The organism is Streptomyces viridosporus T7A, from assembly GCF_008704515.1.
Classification (GTDB): domain Bacteria; phylum Actinomycetota; class Actinomycetes; order Streptomycetales; family Streptomycetaceae; genus Streptomyces; species Streptomyces viridosporus.
In genome coordinates this window covers 1,038,818-1,056,476 of record NZ_CP023700.1, presented here as the reverse complement: position 1 = coordinate 1,056,476, position 17,659 = coordinate 1,038,818, and the positions used below count along the sequence as shown (strand labels likewise).

Annotated in this window: 18 protein-coding genes; 10 read left to right on the top strand and 8 right to left on the bottom strand. The window is 75.1% G+C overall.

Annotated elements, in window-relative coordinates:
- Window positions 1-41: 41 nt before the first annotated feature.
- A complete protein-coding gene (locus tag CP969_RS05030; RefSeq protein ID WP_016827631.1) occupies window positions 42-773 on the top strand; it encodes a class I SAM-dependent methyltransferase in 732 nt (243 codons plus the stop codon).
- Window positions 770-2,335, top strand: coding sequence for an FAD-dependent oxidoreductase (locus CP969_RS05025; protein WP_150474893.1), 1,566 nt, complete (start codon window positions 770-772; stop codon window positions 2,333-2,335). Before CP969_RS05030 ends, CP969_RS05025 begins: the two co-directional genes overlap by 4 nt.
- Window positions 2,336-2,523: 188 nt before the next feature.
- Here CP969_RS05025 and CP969_RS05020 read toward each other — a convergent pair whose 3' ends face one another.
- The 8 genes from CP969_RS05020 to CP969_RS04990 all read right to left on the bottom strand — a co-directional run bounded on the left by CP969_RS05020 (window position 2,524) and on the right by CP969_RS04990 (window position 8,876).
- The gene (locus tag CP969_RS05020; protein WP_109539403.1) at window positions 2,524-2,922 is read right to left on the bottom strand and encodes an STAS domain-containing protein; all 399 of its coding nucleotides are present in this window, start codon (window positions 2,920-2,922) and stop codon (window positions 2,524-2,526) included.
- Complete coding sequence (locus tag CP969_RS05015) at window positions 2,919-4,004, bottom strand: cobalamin B12-binding domain-containing protein (RefSeq protein ID WP_016827634.1); 1,086 nt, start codon at window positions 4,002-4,004, stop codon at window positions 2,919-2,921. The genes CP969_RS05020 and CP969_RS05015 overlap by 4 nt, the downstream gene beginning before the upstream one ends.
- The gene (locus tag CP969_RS05010) at window positions 4,001-5,614 is read right to left on the bottom strand and encodes a PP2C family protein-serine/threonine phosphatase (RefSeq protein WP_016827635.1); all 1,614 of its coding nucleotides are present in this window, start codon (window positions 5,612-5,614) and stop codon (window positions 4,001-4,003) included. The genes CP969_RS05015 and CP969_RS05010 overlap by 4 nt, the downstream gene beginning before the upstream one ends.
- A 292-nt stretch (window positions 5,615-5,906) precedes the next feature.
- Complete coding sequence (locus CP969_RS05005) at window positions 5,907-6,599, bottom strand: adenosylcobinamide amidohydrolase (protein WP_004992110.1); 693 nt, start codon at window positions 6,597-6,599, stop codon at window positions 5,907-5,909.
- An 86-nt stretch (window positions 6,600-6,685) separates the two neighbouring features.
- Entirely contained in the window at window positions 6,686-7,108 is a 423-nt protein-coding gene (locus CP969_RS05000) for an ATP-binding protein (protein ID WP_026085413.1), read from the bottom strand.
- Between the two features lie 74 nt (window positions 7,109-7,182).
- Window positions 7,183-7,332 (bottom strand): hypothetical protein, encoded by a 150-nt coding sequence (locus CP969_RS33160; RefSeq protein ID WP_004992114.1) that lies wholly within the window; start codon window positions 7,330-7,332, stop codon window positions 7,183-7,185.
- Between the two features lie 94 nt (window positions 7,333-7,426).
- On the bottom strand, window positions 7,427-8,494 hold the full coding sequence (locus CP969_RS04995) for a DUF6745 domain-containing protein (RefSeq protein WP_016827637.1): 1,068 nt from the start codon (window positions 8,492-8,494) through the stop codon (window positions 7,427-7,429).
- Window positions 8,495-8,549: 55 nt separating this feature from the next.
- Complete coding sequence (locus CP969_RS04990) at window positions 8,550-8,876, bottom strand: hypothetical protein (protein ID WP_016827638.1); 327 nt, start codon at window positions 8,874-8,876, stop codon at window positions 8,550-8,552.
- A gap of 224 nt (window positions 8,877-9,100) precedes the next feature.
- On the opposite strand from CP969_RS04990, the gene CP969_RS04985 reads away from it, so the two are divergent.
- From CP969_RS04985 to pgm, 8 genes are all read left to right on the top strand, one after another.
- Window positions 9,101-10,057, top strand: a complete 957-nt coding sequence (locus CP969_RS04985; RefSeq protein ID WP_016827639.1) for an STM4015 family protein — start codon at window positions 9,101-9,103, stop codon at window positions 10,055-10,057.
- Window positions 10,054-11,031 carry an STM4015 family protein gene (locus CP969_RS04980; RefSeq protein WP_016827640.1) on the top strand — a complete coding sequence of 326 codons (978 nt, stop codon included), beginning with the start codon at window positions 10,054-10,056 and terminating at the stop codon, window positions 11,029-11,031. The genes CP969_RS04985 and CP969_RS04980 overlap by 4 nt, the downstream gene beginning before the upstream one ends.
- Entirely contained in the window at window positions 11,012-12,268 is a 1,257-nt protein-coding gene (locus CP969_RS04975; RefSeq protein WP_016827641.1) for an STM4014 family protein, read from the top strand. Before CP969_RS04980 ends, CP969_RS04975 begins: the two co-directional genes overlap by 20 nt.
- Window positions 12,269-12,329: 61 nt before the next feature.
- Window positions 12,330-13,151 carry an STM4013/SEN3800 family hydrolase gene (locus CP969_RS04970; protein ID WP_016827642.1) on the top strand — a complete coding sequence of 274 codons (822 nt, stop codon included), beginning with the start codon at window positions 12,330-12,332 and terminating at the stop codon, window positions 13,149-13,151.
- Entirely contained in the window at window positions 13,148-14,515 is a 1,368-nt protein-coding gene (locus CP969_RS04965) for an STM4012 family radical SAM protein (protein WP_004992121.1), read from the top strand. The genes CP969_RS04970 and CP969_RS04965 overlap by 4 nt, the downstream gene beginning before the upstream one ends.
- Before the next feature lie 20 nt (window positions 14,516-14,535).
- Complete coding sequence (locus CP969_RS04960; protein ID WP_039831762.1) at window positions 14,536-15,384, top strand: STM4011 family radical SAM protein; 849 nt, start codon at window positions 14,536-14,538, stop codon at window positions 15,382-15,384.
- Window positions 15,385-15,441: 57 nt separating this feature from the next.
- Window positions 15,442-15,870 carry a hypothetical protein gene (locus CP969_RS04955; RefSeq protein WP_016827644.1) on the top strand — a complete coding sequence of 143 codons (429 nt, stop codon included), beginning with the start codon at window positions 15,442-15,444 and terminating at the stop codon, window positions 15,868-15,870.
- Between the two features lie 105 nt (window positions 15,871-15,975).
- Window positions 15,976-17,616 carry a phosphoglucomutase (alpha-D-glucose-1,6-bisphosphate-dependent) gene (gene pgm / locus CP969_RS04950; RefSeq protein WP_016827645.1) on the top strand — a complete coding sequence of 547 codons (1,641 nt, stop codon included), beginning with the start codon at window positions 15,976-15,978 and terminating at the stop codon, window positions 17,614-17,616.
- Window positions 17,617-17,659: the final 43 nt, after the last annotated feature.

Below are 17,659 nucleotides of genomic sequence, written 5' to 3'. Positions count from 1 at the left end.
CCACCCCGCCCCGCCCCGTCCCCTCTGCCCCGGGAGACCGCATGACCCTGCTGCGCGACGCGGACCTCGCCGCCGCGTTCGACCACGCCGCCCGCAGTTACGACGCCCTGGTGGCCGCCAACCTCGGCTACCACGCCCATCTGCGCCGCTCGGTGCGCCGGCTCGGCCTGCCCGACCGGGGCCGGGGCCTGCGCGTGCTGGACCTCGGCTGCGGCACCGGCGCCTCGACCGCCGCGCTGGCCGCCGTGCTGCCCCGGGCGCGGATCACCGCCGTGGACGCCTCCGCCGGCATGCTGGAGCGGGCCGCCGCCAAAACCTGGCCGGACGGCGTGACGTTCACCCGGGCGCCCGCGGAAGGACTGGCCGAGGCGGGGGTTCAGGGGCCGTTCGACGCGGTGTTCGCCGCCTACCTCTTCCGCAACGTCTCCGACCCCGACGCCGTGCTCGCCACGGTGCGCGCCCTGCTCGCCCCCGGCGGACGGGTCGGTGTGCACGAGTACGCCCTCGGCGGGCGCCGCGCGGACCGAGCGGTGTGGACCCTGGTGTGCCGCGGCATCGTCCAGCCGGCGGCCATCATGCTGGGGGACGGCGAGCTCTACCGCCACCTGTGGCGCAGCGTCGTGGAGTTCGACACCGCCGGCCGTTTCGCGCAGCGCCTGCGCGCGGCCGGGTTCGACCGCGTCCGCTGCCTGCCCCTGCCGGGCTGGCAGACGGGCATCGCCCACACCTTCGTCGCGCGGCGCGCCCGCACGGAGCACGAGGAGGCCCGATGACCCCCGCACACCGTCCGGTCGCCGCCCGCCGCGGCCGGGACCGCCGCGCCCGGCTGCTGCCGCCCGCACCGGGCGGTCCGCGGGTCACGGGCCCCCGACCCACCACCGCCGTCGTCGGCGGGGGCATCGCCGGGCTCGCCGCCGCCACCGCACTGGCCGAACGCGGCGTGGCCGTGACGCTGTACGAGCGCGAGGCCCACCTCGGCGGACGGGCCGGGGGATGGCCCGTCGTCCTGAGCGACGGAACCTCCGTGACCATGAGCCGGGGCTTCCACGCCTTCTTCCGCCAGTACTACAACCTGCGGGGTCTGCTGCGCCGCACCGACCCCGGCCTGGAACGGCTGACCGGTCTGCCCGACTACCCCCTGCAGCACAGCAGCGGCCTGCGGGACGGCTTCCGCCGCGTCCCGCGCACCCCGCCGTGGAGCGCGCTCGGCTTCGCCGCGCTCAGCCCGTCGTTCGGCCTGCGGGACCTGCGCGGCATGGACCCCCTCGCGGCCCTGCCGCTGCTCGACGTACGGGTCCCCGAGGTGTACGAGCGCCTCGACGGCGTCAGCGCCCACGACTTCCTCGACGCGGTCCGCTTCCCGCCCCGCGCGCGCCACCTGGCCTTCGAGGTCTTCTCCCGCAGCTTCTTCGCCGACCCGCGGCAGCTGTCGGCGGCCGAGATGGTGCTGATGTTCCACATCTACTTCCTGGGGTCCTCCGAGGGCCTGCTGTTCGACGTGCCCCGCGCCCCGTTCCCGGCCGCCCTGTGGGAACCGCTCGCCGCCTACCTCGTCCGGCACGGCGCCGGGATCCGCACCTCCACCGCCGTGGAGCACGTCGGCCGCACCGCGGACGGCGGTTTCGAGGTGGCCACGGCCGACGGACAGCGGCGGCACGACACCGTGGTGCTCGCCCTGGACGCCGCGGGGCTGCGCTCCCTGGTCGCCCGTTCCGACAGGCTGGGCGACGCCCCCTGGCGGGACCGCGTCGCCCGGCTGCGCAACGCCCCGCCGTTCCTGGTCAGCCGCCTGTGGCTGGACCGACCCGTCGCCCCCGACCGGCCGGGCTTCCTGGGCACCAGCGGGTACGGCGGGCTCGACAACATCAGCGTGCTGGAGCGGTACGAGGACGAGGCGGCCCGGTGGGCCCGGCGCACCGGTGGATCCGTCGTCGAACTCCACGCGTACGCCGTCCCCGCTCGCGCCTCCCGCGAGGTCGAGCAGAAGCGTCTGCTGGAGCAGCTGTACCGGGTCTACCCCGAGACCCGGACGGCGACCGTCGTGGACGTCCGCCACGAGTGGCGGTCCGACTGCCCCCTCTTCCCCGTCGGGGGGTACGGGGACCGGCCCACGGTGCGCACCCCCGATCCCGGCCTGGTGCTGGCCGGCGACCTGGTGCGCTCCGACCTGCCGGTGGCCCTGATGGAGCGGGCGGCGACGACGGGGTTCCTGGCCGCCAACGCCCTGCTGCGGCGCTGGGGGGTGCGCGGGCAGACGCTGTGGACCGTGCCCGGAGGGGGGCGGGGCGCGCCGCTGCGGGCCCTGGCCCGCTGGGGGGAGCGGCAAACGGCCTGACGGAGCGGCGGCCCGCCGCCGGACGGTCCCGCCGGTGCGGGCTCCCGCGGGCCGGGACCTCCCCGCCGCACGGCGGCTCCAGGGCGGCCGTGCGGCGAACGGCACGTCGGCCGGAAGCGCGGCCGTGCCCGCGGCGCCCGTCGAGGCCCTCGCCCCGTCCGGCCGGCCCGCGTTTTCCGCGGCCCCGGTCAGTCCGGCCCGGCCGCCCCGCCGGTCGCCCGGGCGTCCGGCCCGGTCCGCGCCGGGGCCGCTTCGACGGCCGCCGTGAGGTGCTCGAGGACGTTGGTGTGGTGCAGCATGCGCTCCAGGACCGCCGGCCGGTTGTCCAGGTGGAGGGTGGCGCCGGCGGCGCTGGTGTGACGGCGCACCATCAGCAGCGCCGCCAGGCCCAGCGGGTCGATGCCCGTCAGCGCGCGGAAGTCCAGCCGGACGTCGCGCGGCCGGGGCGTCCGGGCGAGGTGCGCGCGGACGGCGTCGACCAGCTCGGAGCCGGCGGCGTCGTCGAGGTCGCCGCAGACGCGGACGAGCAGCGCGGCGGAGCCGGGATCCACGACCGGCCGGAGCGGGACGGGAGGGAGCCCGCTCATGCGGGTGCGCCCGGGCCCGGAACGGCGGGGAGCGGACGACCGCCGAAGGCCGCCCCGCCCCCGGCGATGAGACGCCGGGCCCGGGGGAAGTCGTGCAGCTCCTCGGCCAGGATGCCGAGCCCGGCTGTCAGGGAGGTGCGCGGGACTCCGCGCACCTCCAGGACCTCGGCGGTCCAGACCAGGAACTCCCCGAACACCTCCGAGGCGTCCAGGTACAGGGCGGTGGCGAGGAACTCGATGATGTGGGCGATGTCCTCGGCGGTCCGTTCCCGCTGTGCGTCGCTGTAGGCGCGCGCGGCCGGGAAACGGTCCTCCAGCGTGCTCAGCACCTGCTTGACCAGGCGGCCGCGGGACTGGACGACCATCGTGTACTCCTGGTCGGCCAGGTGCGGCAGATCGTCGACGACCTGCCTGACCGCCGTCGGCCTCGGCAGACCGGCCTCCAGCACGGCGGCGGCGCCGCGTGCGTCGGCGGCCCACCGGTCGGCGCCCAGGGCGCGCGCGAAGCGGCCGTCCGGGCCGAAGGCACGGCCCCCGGCCAGGACCGGCACCCCGACGGCCCGGCAGGCGGTGATGGCCGCGTGGGCCTTCGGGAGGTGGGTGGGAAGCGACGCCGACAGCAGGACCGCGTCGGAGTCGGTGCGGTGCTGGTGGGCGACCAGGTGCGCGGTGGGGGTCTGGGCGCCCAGGAAGTCGACGTCCCAGCCCCGCAGCCGCAGCACCTCGGCCACGAGCCGGGCCGGGAAGGCGTGCCATTCGCCGTCGACGCAGCTCACCGTCACCCGTCCGCGACGGGGGAGGACGGACCGCTCCGCGGGCGAACGGTGCGCGAGAACGGCGATCACGCGCTCGTTGATCGCGGTGGCGGCGTGTTCCTGGGCGACGCTGATCCGGTCGGCGGCCCACTCGGTGCCGACCTTCTCCTGCACGCGCGCGACCACGTCGAGCAGCAGGCTCTCCTTGTCCCGTCCGGCGTCGAGTCCCGCGCGGAGCACGTCGACGGCGCCGTACTCGTCGTTCGCGATCACCGCCTGCCAGAGCTCCTCGCGCAGCGCGTCCGCGGGTACGAGGTCCTCGCTCACCTGTTCCTCCCGGGGAGCGCGTCCGCGCGCGGTCCGCCGTCCGCGGCCGGCGGACCGGACCGGGGCGCGCTGATGGCGACCGTGGCCATGTCGTCGTGACGGCCGGATCCCAGCCACTGGGAGGCCAGCATCTGCACGTGCTCGACGATCGCTTCGCCCGGCATGCCCGCGCACTCCGGCAGGGCCTGCCGCAGGCGGCGTTCGCCGAACAGCTCGTCGCCGAGCGGCCCGCCGCGGGCCTCGGTGATGCCGTCCGTGTAGAGCAGGCAGGTCTCCCCCGCAGCGAGCACCGTCTCGGCCGTCCGCACGCTCACCTCCGGCAGCGCGCCCACCAGCGTGCCGTACGTGGGCAGCTCCTCGACGGTGCCGTCGGTGCGGACGACGAGCGGCGGCAGGTGTCCGGCACTGGTCAGCCGCAGGTGGACCGCGTCGTCCCGGCGCCGGACGGAGGCCAGCACCATCGTGGCGAAGCGGGTGTGGTGCGAGGTGAGCAGGGCCCCGTTCAGCAGACCGAGGACACGCGCGTGGTCCGTGGCCAGGGGCAGCAGTGCCTGGAGCGTGTTGCGGATCTTTCCGGTCAGGACCGCCGCGTCCAGGCCCTTGCCCGCCACGTCACCCAGCACGACGAGGGTCTCCTCGTCGGGGCCCGCGCCGGGGTGGACGTCGTAGAAGTCCCCGCCGACCCGCTCGTGGTCCCTGGCCGGACGGTAGCGGCCCGCGTACTCCACCCCGTGCACGCTTTCCAGGGCCGGTGGCAGCAGTTCGCGCATCAGCGTGGCGGTGATCGACGTCTGCTCGCCGTAGAGGCGGGCCGCCGACAGCGCCACCCCCGCACGGGCGGCGAAGAACTGGGCGAAGCCCTCCTCCTCCGCGGTGAAGGCCTGCTCGGTGCCGGCCCGGAGCAGGACCAGCGCGCCCGCGGGCACACCGTGGCCGGGAAGCGGGGTGACGATCACGGAGCCGACCGGTCCGGGGAAGCCGGCCGGGATCAGCCAGTCGGGGATGAGGGCCGGGTTGATCCAGCGCGCCGGCACCGGGGGAAAGCCCTGCAGGGCCTCGGACAGCCCCGGGACGCTGCTCGGGTCGACCTGGCGCACCTCCTGGACGACGGGCTCCCCGCGCCGGGCGTACGCGAGGGGGTGGCGCCGTCCCTGGGGCGGGGTGATGAGGACCGCGGCTTCGGCGAGGTGCTCGGCCGCCAGACGGGCGGTGGCCTCGATGCAGCGCGGCATGTTCAGCGACGCCAGCAGCGTGCTGGACACCTGGACGAGCGTCTCGCTCCGTTCCTCGACCCGGCGGAGCTCCGCCCGTGCCCGGGCCCGGTCGGTGTCGTCGAACAGCCACCACGCGGTCCCCCCGCCCTTGGCCGGGGTGGAGCGGGCCAGGTAGTGACGGTCACCGATGCTCCCGGTCGGGGAAGTCGCCGGGGTGCCGTTCGCTCCGGCGCCGACGCGGTGGTGGGCGGCGGCCAGCCAAGAGGGGACCGTCCCCGGTGACGGGCCTTCCGCGAAGAGGCCGGGGAGCAGCAACCGGGCGGCGTGATTGGCGTCGACGGGAGCCGCGTCGGGCCCGAGGACCAGAACCGGACAGGGGGCGTCACTCCACGTCACACCGGAGCCGGAGTCGGCTTCACAGGGGTCGGCCGATGAGTCGTGGGAAGGAATCACAAGCGGAGGCACGCGTGCCGCGTACCTCACCACCTCTCTGCATCGGTGAACAGGTGTACTCGGGCAACCGTCCCGTATTCGTCGCCGTGAAGCAACCTGCCCGGGTGCCGGGCGGGTGCCGTGTCCGGACCGTCGGGCCGGGCAGGTGCGGGCCCGGTGGCCCTGGGCGGACGCGGAGAAAAAGGGCGGGAGGAGGACCCCGTCGCGGCGGGAGCGGTCCGGACGGGGGGAGCGGTCACGCGTCGGCCGTCGGGGCCGCGGTGGCGGCGCGCACGGCTTTGTGGACGGCGCGGGCCAGCCGCGCGCCCCACAGCGACCGCGGCCCGGCGAAGTGGTGCGCGGACACACCCGGCTCCGGGGCGCGTGCGGCGACGCACACCGCGTCGGTGGGGGTCCCGGAGCAGTCGTATCCGGCGTCGAGGAGGGCCTGCACCTTCGCCTCGGTGACGGTGGCCACCGCGTTGACCAGCGCGGCGTCGGTCAGCGGCACGGGAACCGCCGCGACGATGTTGATCGTGCCGGGTGCCTCGGGACCCTCGACGCCCTCCGGCCAGGAGGCGGCCCAGCCGCGCACCTCGACACCGGCGGTGACGACGGCCTCGGCGCCGCCGTCGCGCGCGTGACCGTACGACGAGACGTCCGCGGCCGTCATCAGCCCGACGCCCGGCCCCTCGGCGCCCGCACGGGCGGCGAGGCCGGCGAGGTGCCGGTCCGGGTCCGTGCGCCGGTAGCCGTGGGGGACCTGGGCGTTGAGCACCCAGGCCCGCTCGCCGACGCCCCCGCCCAGGACCGCGCTGCTGATCATCCGCCAGCCCGGACCGGCGACCCACAGCAGGGAGCGCAGCCGCTCGCCGTCCTCCACACGGTCCTGGTGCCGCGGACGCAGCAGACCACCGGCGGTGCGGGGCGGCGGGATGACGGCGGTCACCGGGCAGGACTCCTTGACTCCTCGCGGGCGGGGGCCGGTCGATCGTATGCCGAAGCGACCGCCCCGCCGACGAGGGGCCCGCCCGGTCAGTGCTCCGGATCACCGTCACCGGGTATCCGGAAACAGGCCACGATGGTCTTGCCGTGGGGGCAGGGGTGGGCTTCCCACGTGTCCGCCAGGGCGTCGACGAGCAGCATGCCGCGCCCGCCGACGGCGTCCGTGCCGGGGTCGCGGGGCGTCGGCAGGACGGCCGAGGCGTCGTGCACGGCGAGGTGCAGGCAGTGCTGGTCCAAGGCCATGATCAGCTGTGCGTCGCTGTGCGCGTGGAGGTGCGCGTTGGTGACCAGCTCCGAGACGGTCAGCAGCACGGCGTCCACCGTCTCGGGGGCGGTGGCGGTCCAGCCCAGCGCGTCGAGGTGCTCGCGCGCCCAGTCCCGGGCCGCCTTCACCCCGTGGTCCATCGGCAGGGAGCGCGCCCAGCCCACCGCCCGGACCGACGATTCGTTCATGGTGTCCTTCCCGGTCACGGCCGCGCGGTCCGGGCCTGTGCGTGCCGGACCGCGCGGAGACGGAGACGAAGGGGTCAGCGGCGACCGCCGCGGAGCCTTCCCAGCAGACGCTGGGCCTGGGCCCGGCGCCGCGGGTCGGCCGCGGCCCGTCGCACCTGCTCGGCCGTGCGCCGTCCCTGGGGGCTCCTCGTGAACTGCTTGATGCGCTCCATCATGCTCGGCATGGCGCGGCTCCTTTCCGTGGTGTCCGCCCGCCTCCTCGACGTCTGTCGATTACCCCCTGCGGGCGGACTCAGCCCCACGGACGCAGGAAGACGCTCACGTCTGCTCCAACGGCTCGTACGCCCCGGCCTCCAGACCGAACGTCCACGCCACTCCCTCCCGGGCCGTCCGCGTGCGCGGCGGCACGCGGAGCCAGTACGTGCGGTGGGTGCCGTCCGGCTCGGGTGTGGAGTTGAGGACCTCGACCATGACGACCGGCTCGTCGTCGTCCAGTTCGATGCGCCACAGCGTGCCCGTGTCGTCCCGGTGCACCGGCCGGGCCCCGGAGTCGGCCAGGTAGCGGTCGTAGCCGTAGTGCTCGAGCATCACCCGCCGCAGTTCGGCGTTCTCCTCGGTCCGGATCCGCTCCGGGGTGAGGGTGCGCAGCTCCTCCAGGAAGGTGCGCGGCACCGGCATGCCGCGCCAGGCGCACAGGGCGAAGCCGTCGGGGAACTCCAGGGCGGGGTCGTCGCCGTGGTCGAGCCGGCCGGCCTCGTCCCGGTGCAGGGCGACGGGGCGTTCGCACACCACCGCCACCTTCTCGAACGGCCACCACCAGCCGGCGCTGCGGCAGACCTGGGCCGGCCCTTCGAGCGGGGACCCGTCGGTGTGCAGGGCGGCCAGCCACGGCGCGTCGTGCTGCCCCAGCAGCGCGTCCAGCAGGATCAGCCGTATCCCGGTACGGGCGTCCCGGTCGTCGGCGGCGAGGTCGTCGAGCACCCCGGCGCGGATCCGGTCGACCAGCGCCTGGGTGGCGTCCCACAGGGCCCCGCCGGTCCGCGACCAGTGCCGGGACCAGCCCGTTGCTCCCAACTCCTCGTGCAGACGGCGGCGTTCGGCCGCCCACGGGGCCGTGCGCACCGCCTCGCGCACGCTCGCCCCGAAGTCCGTCCGCTGTCGTACCAGCGTCACGCCCTCGCGCGGCGATCCGGCCCAGATCACGCGCTCCGGCTCGGCCAGCCCGGCGCTGCGGTACGCCGCCCGGACGCCCTCCTCCGCCGCGGCGCGGTCGGCGGGCACGGCGGCCGCGGCCCACGCGCGCCAGCGTCCCGTCAGGTCCGCGCCCGCCCCGTCCTCGAAGCCGCCGGCCTCGGCCGCCGCACCGCTCTCCTGCGTGATCGTCATCGTCAACGTCCCTGTCCTGTGCTCGGTTTCGTCTCTCGTCCGCTCGCCGCGCCCGTCAGTCGGCCACCAGCCGCACCGAACCGGGGACGTACTCCCGCTGCCGGACCACGCGGTACCACCCCCGGGGCAGCGCGATCGCGGCGTGTTCCTCGTGGACCACCCGGCCACCGTCCGGCAGGTGCAGCAGGAACGGCCCGAAGGGGCCCGGCTCCCGCACGAGTTCGCCCCGGCCGACCACCGCGTGAGCATGTCCGGTGACCTCCCCGAGGGCCAGCACGAGCCGCCCCCGGGCGTCGCGCGGCTCCTTGGGCGCGTCCGGGACGTGGGACGGCACCGCCTCGTCCGCGACGGGCACGATCAGCACGTCTCCCTGCCGGTACATGGCTCTCCCCTCCGCTCCGGCGCACGGTGCTCCGGAGTCCATGCGCAGACCGTACGAGCCACCACTGACAACGGACCGTCACCGGACCCGTCGCCGGGTGTTGTCAGTCGCTGTTGGTAGAACTGCTGCACGCATCGCCGAACGGCCCGCACCTCGCGCTCCGTGACGGCTCCGCCCCCGCACCACCCCACTTCACCCGTCACCGCACGACAGGAGCAGCCCGCATGACCATCGGTGACCACCTCGAGGAGCTGTACGGCCTCCCCGCCTTCACCTTCCCCGGGTCCGGCGGGACGACGGAGCTGCCCGCCCCCGACGCCGTGGCCTGGCGGATCGCCGTCGAGAGCTACGGCGCCGAGCCGCCGTGGACGGAGGTCTTCGCCCGTTTTTGCGCCGCGGTCGACACCACGCGGGTCCGCGCCCTGATCGTCGGCGCCTGGGAGGACACGTACGACTGCGCCCCCTCCGACGTCATCGAGGCGCTGGTGGCCGCGCGTGACCGGCTGCCCGCCCTGCGGTCGCTGTTCCTCGGGGACATCGTGTTCGAGGAGTGCGAGATCTCCTGGATCACCCAGACCGACGTCACACCGCTGCTGGCCGGCTTCCCCGCCCTGGAGGAGTTCGGCGTGCGCGGGGGCCAGGGGCTGGAGTTCCCCGCCCTGCGCCACGACGCGCTGCGCAGGCTGACCGTGGAGACCGGCGGCCTCCCGGTGAGCGTCGTCCGCGGCGTCGGGGCCAGCGAACTGCCCGCGCTGGAACACCTCGACCTGTGGCTCGGCACCTCCTGGTACGGCGCCGACAGCGAGGTCGCCGACCTGGCGCCGATCCTGTCCGGGGACCGGCTGCCCCGGCTGCGGCACCTGGCCCTGCGCAACAGCGAGATCCAGGACGAGGTCGCCGCCGCCGTGGCGTCGGCCCCGGTGGTCGCCCGGCTCGACGTGCTCGACCTGTCCATGGGCACCCTGAGCGACGACGGCGCCACCGCCCTCCTCGGCGGCCAGCCGCTGACCCACCTCAAGAAGCTGGACCTGCACCACAACTACCTCAGCGAGGCCCTCCGGCAGCGCGTCCGCGAGGCGCTGGAACCCGCGGGCGTCGAGGTGGACCTCGGCCAGGACGACGCCGACCGGGACGAGGACGAGGACGGCACCGTCCACCGTTACGTCGCCGTGGGGGAGTGAGCATCCGCGTGGGCCACCACCCCTCTCACCTGACGCGCTTCCACGGCCTGCCCGTGCGCTTCTTCGACGGAACCGGCGAAACCGGCGAAGGGAGCGGCCCCGGCCCGGAACTCCCCGCTCCCGCCTCGGTCGCCTGGCGGCTGACGACCGAAGGGGAGGTTCCGTTCGAGGAGCGGTGGCGCCGGTTCCTGGACCGGGTCCGCACCGGCGAAGTCGTGGCCCTGGTCATCGGCGCCTGGTGGGAGGAGTGGGACGAGCACGGGATCGGTCCGGTCCTCGACCTGCTCACGGCCGAGGCGCACCGATTCCCGGAGCTGCGGGCGGTGTTCCTCGCGGACGTCGAGTCCGAGGAGGCGGAGATCTCCTGGATCAAGCAGGGCGACGTCAGCCAGGTGCTGCGCGCCTGGCCCGGCCTGCGGGAGCTCGGCCTGCGCGGCTCCGAGGACCTGGTGATCGAGCCGTTGCGGCACGAGGCGCTGCGGACACTGCGCGTCGAGTCCGGCGGCCTGGCCCCCGAACCGGTGCGCGCCCTGGCCGCCTGCGACCTCCCCGCCCTGCGCCACCTGGAGCTGTGGCTGGGCACCAGCTGGTACGGCGGGGACTGCACCGCCGATGACGTCCACGCGCTCCTCGCCGCACTGGGGGACGCGCCCGAGCTGCGCCACCTGGGCCTGCGCAACAGCGACATCCAGGACGAGATCGCCGCGGCGGTGGCCGCCGCGGCGGTCGTCGCGGGTCTGGAGTCCCTCGACCTGAGCATGGGCACCCTCAGCGACGAAGGGGGGACCGCGCTGCTCTCCGGGCAGCCGCTGACCCATCTGGGGTCGCTCGACCTCGGGCACCACTTCATGAGCGACGAGATGGTCCACCGCGTGCGCGAGGCGCTGGGACCGCATGTCCCGGACCTCGGCCTCGCACCCGCCCGGCGCAGCCGCCACCGGCCGGAGGGGCGCTATGTCGCGGTCGGTGAATGACCCGGAGCCGGCCGGTCCGGCACCCCACCGCACACCGCCGTCCGCCCCTGCGGGCCCGCCCCCGCGCTTCGCCGTCGTGGGCAACCCGGAGAACCGCAGGGTGACCCTCTTCGCCGACGCCGTCCGCGCGGCCGGACTGCCCGCACCGCGCGTCGTGCCCTGGGAGCAGGTCCTGCGCTCGGGCGGAGCCGAGTTCACCGCCGACGAGGTCGTCCGGCTCGACTCACCCGGCGAGAACCCCGAGGTCGACCGACTGCTGCGCGACGCGCAGGATCCCACCCGGGTCGAGGGCTCGGCACTCTGGTACGCGCGGTTCACGCGGGCGCTGCGCGGCCTGCGGGGCGGGGTCCGCCTCGACGACGCGGACGAACTGGCCGTCCTGTTCGACAAGCGGCGCTGCCACGCCGCCCTCGCCGCGGCGGACGTGCCCGTGCCCTGCTCACCCACCTCCGGGCCCGGCGCCGTACAGCCGTCCGGCTGGGACGACGTACGCGCCGTCATGCGCGACCACCGCATGCCGAGGCTCTTCGTCAAGCTCGCGCACGGCTCCTCGGCCTCCGGGGTGCTCGCCGTCGAGTCGTCGGGCGGCGGCCGCATCCGGGCCACCACCTCCGTCGAACTCGCCCCGGACGGACGGCTGTTCAACTCGCTCAAGGTGCGCCGCTACGAACGGGAGCGGGACATCGCCGCCATCGTGGACGCGCTCGCCCCGGACGGCCTCCACCTGGAGCGCTGGCTGCCCAAGGCCTCCCAGCGGGGCCGCGCCGCCGATCTGCGGGTCGTGGTGGTGGACGGCCGCGCCACCCACGCGGTCGTGCGCACCGGCGCCTCACCGCTGACCAACCTCCATCTCGGCGGCCGCCGCGGCGACCTCGACGCGGCGCGCGACGCCGTCGAGGCGGCCGGCGCCCGCTGGACGGACGTCCTCGCCGTGTGCGAGCGCGCGGCGGCCTGCTTCCCGCGCACCCTGTGCGTGGGCGTCGACCTGCTCCCGGCCGTCGGCTGGCGCAGGTTCGCGATCGGCGAGGTCAACGCCTTCGGCGACCTCCTGCCCCGCCTCACGGGACTGCCGGGCAGCGGGGCGGAGGGCCTCGACACCTACGCGGCCCAGGTCGCTGCGGTCCTGCGCCGCGCCGGCCGCGTCACCGCTCCGCACCCGGCCGGCTCCGACCACCGGCACCACCAGCATCACCGGCACCACCAGCACAGAACGGGACCCACTCATGCCAGCGCCTGAACCGACGCCCGCGCCCCCGACGCACGAACCGCACCAAGGCGCCGCACCGGACCACCCCGACATGAACGAGATCGTCGGCACCCACGACATCCTGCTCGTCACCCTGGACACCCTGCGCCACGACGTCGCCGCCGAACTCGCCGCCGCCGGACGCCTCCCGAACCTGGCCCGCCACCTGCCCGGCGGACGCTGGGAGGAGCGGCACGCGCCGGGCAGCTTCACCTACGCCTCGCACCAGGCGATCTTCGCCGGCTTCCTGCCGACCCCCGCCGCGCCCGGCCCGCATCCGCGGCTGTTCGCGGCCCGCTTCACCGGCAGCGAGACCACGGCCGAGCGGACCTTCGTCTACGACACCCCCGACCTGGTCTCCGGTCTCGCGAAGGAGGGCTACCGCACGGTGTGCATCGGCGGGGTCGGCTTCTTCAACAAGCAGGGCCCGCTCGGCTCGGTCCTGCCCGGCCTCTTCCAGGAGTCCCACTGGGAACCGGAGTTCGGCGTCGCCTCGCCCACCTCGTTCGAGGCGCAGGTGGCCCGCGCTGAACACGTCGTGCGCGAACTTCCGGACGAGCAGCGCCTGTTCCTCTTCGTCAACGTCGCCGCCCTGCACCAGCCCAACTGGTTCCACCGGCCCGGCGCGACCCGCGAGGACGGCGACAGCCGTGCGACGCACGCCGCCGCGCTGGAGTACGTCGACCGGCACATCGACCGTCTGTTCGCCGCCGCGAGCAGCAGGCGCCGCTGCTTCGCCCTTGTCTGCTCCGACCACGGCACCGCCTACGGCGAGGACGGCCACACCGGCCACCGCATCGGCCACGAGTCCGTGTGGACCGTGCCCTACGCCCACTTCTTCCTGGACCGCACTCCCGCGGAGGCCGCCCGATGACCACCGCCACCCGCCCCGGGCCCGGCGCCGACGGCGCGGGCACGACGAGCCCGTACCAGAGCTACGTCTACGCCTACCCGCACAAGACCGCCTACCGGGAACTCCCCGACCGGCCCCGCCTCGACGCCCTGTGGGCCGCCGAACCCAAGGACGCCCTCTCCCTCTACCTGCACATCCCGTTCTGCGAGATCCGCTGCGGCTTCTGCAACCTGTTCACCCGCATCGGCGCCCCCGACGGCCTGACCGGCGCCTACCTGGACGCCCTGGAACGGCAGGCGACCGCCGTGCGGGAAGCGCTGGGGGAGAGGGAGCCGGTGCGGTTCGCCACGGCGGCCTTCGGCGGCGGCACCCCCACCTTCCTCACCGCCGCCGAACTGGAGCGGCTGTGCGACATCGCGGAGCACCGGGCGGGCGCCGACCTGCGCGCGGTCCCGCTGTCGGTGGAGGCCTCGCCCGCCACCGCCACCGCCGACCGGCTCCAGGTCCTGGCCGAGCGCGGCACCACCCGCCTCAGCCTGGGCGTGCAGAGCTTCGACGACACCGAGGCCCGCGCCGCCGTACGACCGCAGCGCCGTGCCGACGTCGAGGCGGCCCTCGGCCGCGTCCGCGACGCCCGGATCCCCGTCCTCAACATCGACCTGATCTACGGCATCGACGGCCAGACGGAGCGGACCTGGCTGCGCTCCCTGGACGCGGCCCTCGCCTGGCGGCCCGAGGAGCTCTACCTCTACCCCCTCTACATACGCCCCCTCACCGGCCTCGGCCGCCGCGCCGGCGACCCGGACCCCGCCTGGGACGACCAGCGGCTGCGCCTGTACCGCCTGGGCCGCGACCACCTCCTCGCGCACGGTTACCGGCAGCAGTCCATGCGGATGTTCCGCCGCGCGGACGCGCCGCCGCAGGGCGCGGACGACTACGCCTGCCAGACCGACGGCATGATCGGCCTCGGCTGCGGCGCCCGCTCCTACACGGCCGGCCTGCACTACTCCTTCGACTACGCCGTCGGCATGCACGAGATCCGCGGCATCGTCGACGACTACGTCTCCCGCCCGGCCGCCGACTTCGCCCGCGCCGAGTACGGCCGTCGCATCGACACCGACGAGGCCCGCCGCCGGCACCTGCTGCAGTCCCTGCTCCAGGCGGAGGGACTCGACGTCGCCGACTACCGGGCACGGTTCGGCGGCCGCACCCCGAGGGAGGACTTCCCGGCCGAGCTGTCCCGGTTCGCCGACCGAGGCTGGCTGGCGGACGACGGTCCGCGCCTGCGGCTGACCCCGGAGGGACTGGCCCACTCCGACGCGGTCGGCCCGGAGCTGTTCTCCCCGGCCGTACGGGCCGCCATGGCCGCCTACGAGCGGAAGTGAGAACCGCACCGATGGAACCGATGGACCTGACTCTCCTCTACCGGGGCCCGCTGGCCTCGTGCGACTACGACTGCCCGTACTGCCCCTTCGCCAAGCGCCGCGACAGCCGCGAGCAGCTGCGGGCGGACCGCGCCTGCCTGGAGAGGTTCGCCGACTGGGCCACCGGGCAGACCGGCGACCGGCTCTCCCTCCTCTTCACCCCCTGGGGCGAGGGCCTGGTCCGCTCCTGGTACCGGAACACCCTGACGCGGCTGTCCCACCAGCCCCACATCCGGCGCGTCGCCATCCAGACGAACCTCAGCTGCCGCACCGACTGGCTCGCCGACGCCGACCTCGGCACCCTCGCCCTGTGGTGCACGTACCACCCGGGCCAGACCCCGTACGACCGCTTCCTGGCCAAGTGCCGCGAACTGGTCCGCCTCGGCGCCCGCTTCAGCGTCGGCATCGTCGGCCTGCCCGAGCACCTCGAGGCGGCCCGGCGGCTGCGCGCCGACCTGCCCGGCCAGGTGTACCTGTGGGTCAACGCCGCCGAGGGCCGCACCTACGACGACGCCGAGGCCGACGTGTGGACCGCGCTGGACCCGCTCTTCCCCTACAGCCGCCGCCCCCACGCCAGCGCGGGCGCGCCCTGCCGCACGGGGGAGTCCGTGATCTCGGTCGACGGAGAGGGCACGGTCCGCCGCTGCCACTTCGTCCGCGCGGAGCTCGGCAACCTCTACGACGGCACGTACCGTGCGGCACTGCGCCCGCGCCCCTGCCCGCTCACCGCCTGCGACTGCCACATCGGCTACGTCCACCTGGAGACACTGCCGCTGTACGACGTGTTCGCGGGCGGTGTGCTGGAACGGATACCGGCCCCGTCCGCATAGACGCGGATCGTGCGACCGGGTGTGTTTGCGGCGGAAGTCAGCGGCAAGTCGGTGTCCATGAGCGAACAGAGCAAGAACTCGAATCAGAAGACCGCGTCCACCCGGGCCGCCGCGTCCAAGGCCCGGCAGGCCACGGAGAAGGCGACCGCTCCCGCCGAGCGGGCGGCCGGCAAGGCCACCGCCAAGGCGGGTGACACGGCGTCAGCGGCCGCGTCGGGCGCCGGGCGCGCGGCCGAAGTGGCGAACGGCGCCGTGCAGAGCGCGGCCAAGGGCGTCGAGGCGGGCCGCCGCGCGGTCGTCGCCACCTCGGGCCAGGTCGCCGCCACCGCCAAGACCGCCTGGACGGTCATCGCGAACCGCAAGCTCGTCGCCGCCGGTGTCGGCGCCGGCCTGACCGCGCTGAGCGCCGCCTCCTACGCGGTGGGCCGCCGCGCGGAGCGCTACACCCACGGCCCCCTCACCCGGATGACCGGCGGACGGATCTGAGGCCCGGGCGGACGGGTGGGGCCGGGTCCCGCTCGCGCGGAGTGGCCCGGAAGAGGAAAGATGTGTCCGCAAGCGGATAATCGACACCTGCCAAGGAGTGGGCACATGCAGCACGAGCGAGCGGGCGGCCCGGCCGGCCCCGAGGACCTCGTCGACGTCGCTCGTCTGGTCACGGCGTACTACGCACTGCACCCCGATCCCGAGGACCCGGCGCAGCGCGTGGCGTTCGGGACGTCGGGGCACCGCGGCTCGTCCCTGGCGGCCGCGTTCAACGACGACCACATCGCCGCCACCAGCCAGGCCATCTGCGAGTACCGGTCCCGGCAGGGCACGGACGGCCCGCTCTTCCTCGGGGCCGACACCCACGCGCTGTCCGAGCCCGCCCGGGTCACCGCCCTGGAGGTGTTCGCGGCCAACGGGGTCACGGTGCTCATCGACAGCGCCGACGGCTACACCCCGACCCCGGCGGTCTCGCACGCCATCCTCACCCACAACCGGGGCCGCACCACGGGCCTCGCGGACGGCGTCGTCGTCACCCCGTCGCACAACCCGCCCGCCGACGGCGGCTTCAAGTACAACCCGCCGAGCGGCGGCCCCGCGGGCTCGGAGGCGACCGGCTGGATCCAGGACCGTGCCAACGAGATCATCCGGGGCGGTCTCGGGGACGTCCGCCGCATGCCGTACGCCCGCGCCCTCGCCGCCCCCGGCACCGGCCGCCACGACTTCCTCGGCGCCTATGTCGCCGACCTGCCGAACGTGCTGGACCTGGACGCCATCCGCGCGGCCGGCGTCCGCATCGGCGCCGACCCGCTGGGCGGGGCGTCCGTCGCCTACTGGGGCCGGATCGCCGAACAGCACGGCATCGACCTCACGGTGGTCAACCCGCTCACCGACCCCACCTGGCGGTTCATGACCCTGGACTGGGACGGCAAGATCCGCATGGACTGCTCGTCCCCGTACGCCATGGCGTCCCTCATCGGGCAGCGCGACCGCTTCGACATCGCCACCGGCAACGACGCCGACGCCGACCGGCACGGCATCGTCACCCCGGACGCCGGCCTGATGAACCCCAACCACTACCTCGCCACCGCCATCGGCTACCTGTACGCGCACCGCGAGCAGTGGCCGTCCGGGGCGGGGGTCGGCAAGACGCTGGTGTCCTCCGCGATGATCGACCGGGTCGCCGCCGACCTGAAGCGCGAGCTGGTCGAGGTGCCCGTCGGGTTCAAGTGGTTCGTGGACGGGCTCGTGGACGGCTCCCTCGGCTTCGGCGGCGAGGAGTCGGCCGGTGCCTCCTTCCTGCGCCGGGACGGCTCGGTGTGGACCACCGACAAGGACGGCATCATCCTCGCGCTGCTGGCCTCCGAGATCACGGCGGTCACCGGGAAGACCCCCTCCGAGCACTACGCCGCGCTCACCGCCCGCTTCGGCGAGCCCGCCTACGAGCGGATCGACGCCCCGGCGACCCGCGAGGAGAAGGCCCGCCTCGCGAAGCTCTCCCCGGCGCAGGTCACCGCGGACACCCTCGCCGGGGAGGCGGTCACCGGGGTGCTCACCGAGGCCCCCGGCAACGGCGCCCCCATCGGGGGCATCAAGGTGACCACGGACAGTGCCTGGTTCGCCGCCCGCCCGTCGGGCACCGAGGACGTCTACAAGATCTACGCCGAGTCGTTCCGGGGGCCCGACCACCTCCGCCAGGTGCAGGAGGAGGCCAAGGCCGTGGTCCTCGCGGCGCTGGGCGGCTGAGCCGCCGCCCCGCCCGCCGACCGGTCCCGTCCGCGCCCGTCCG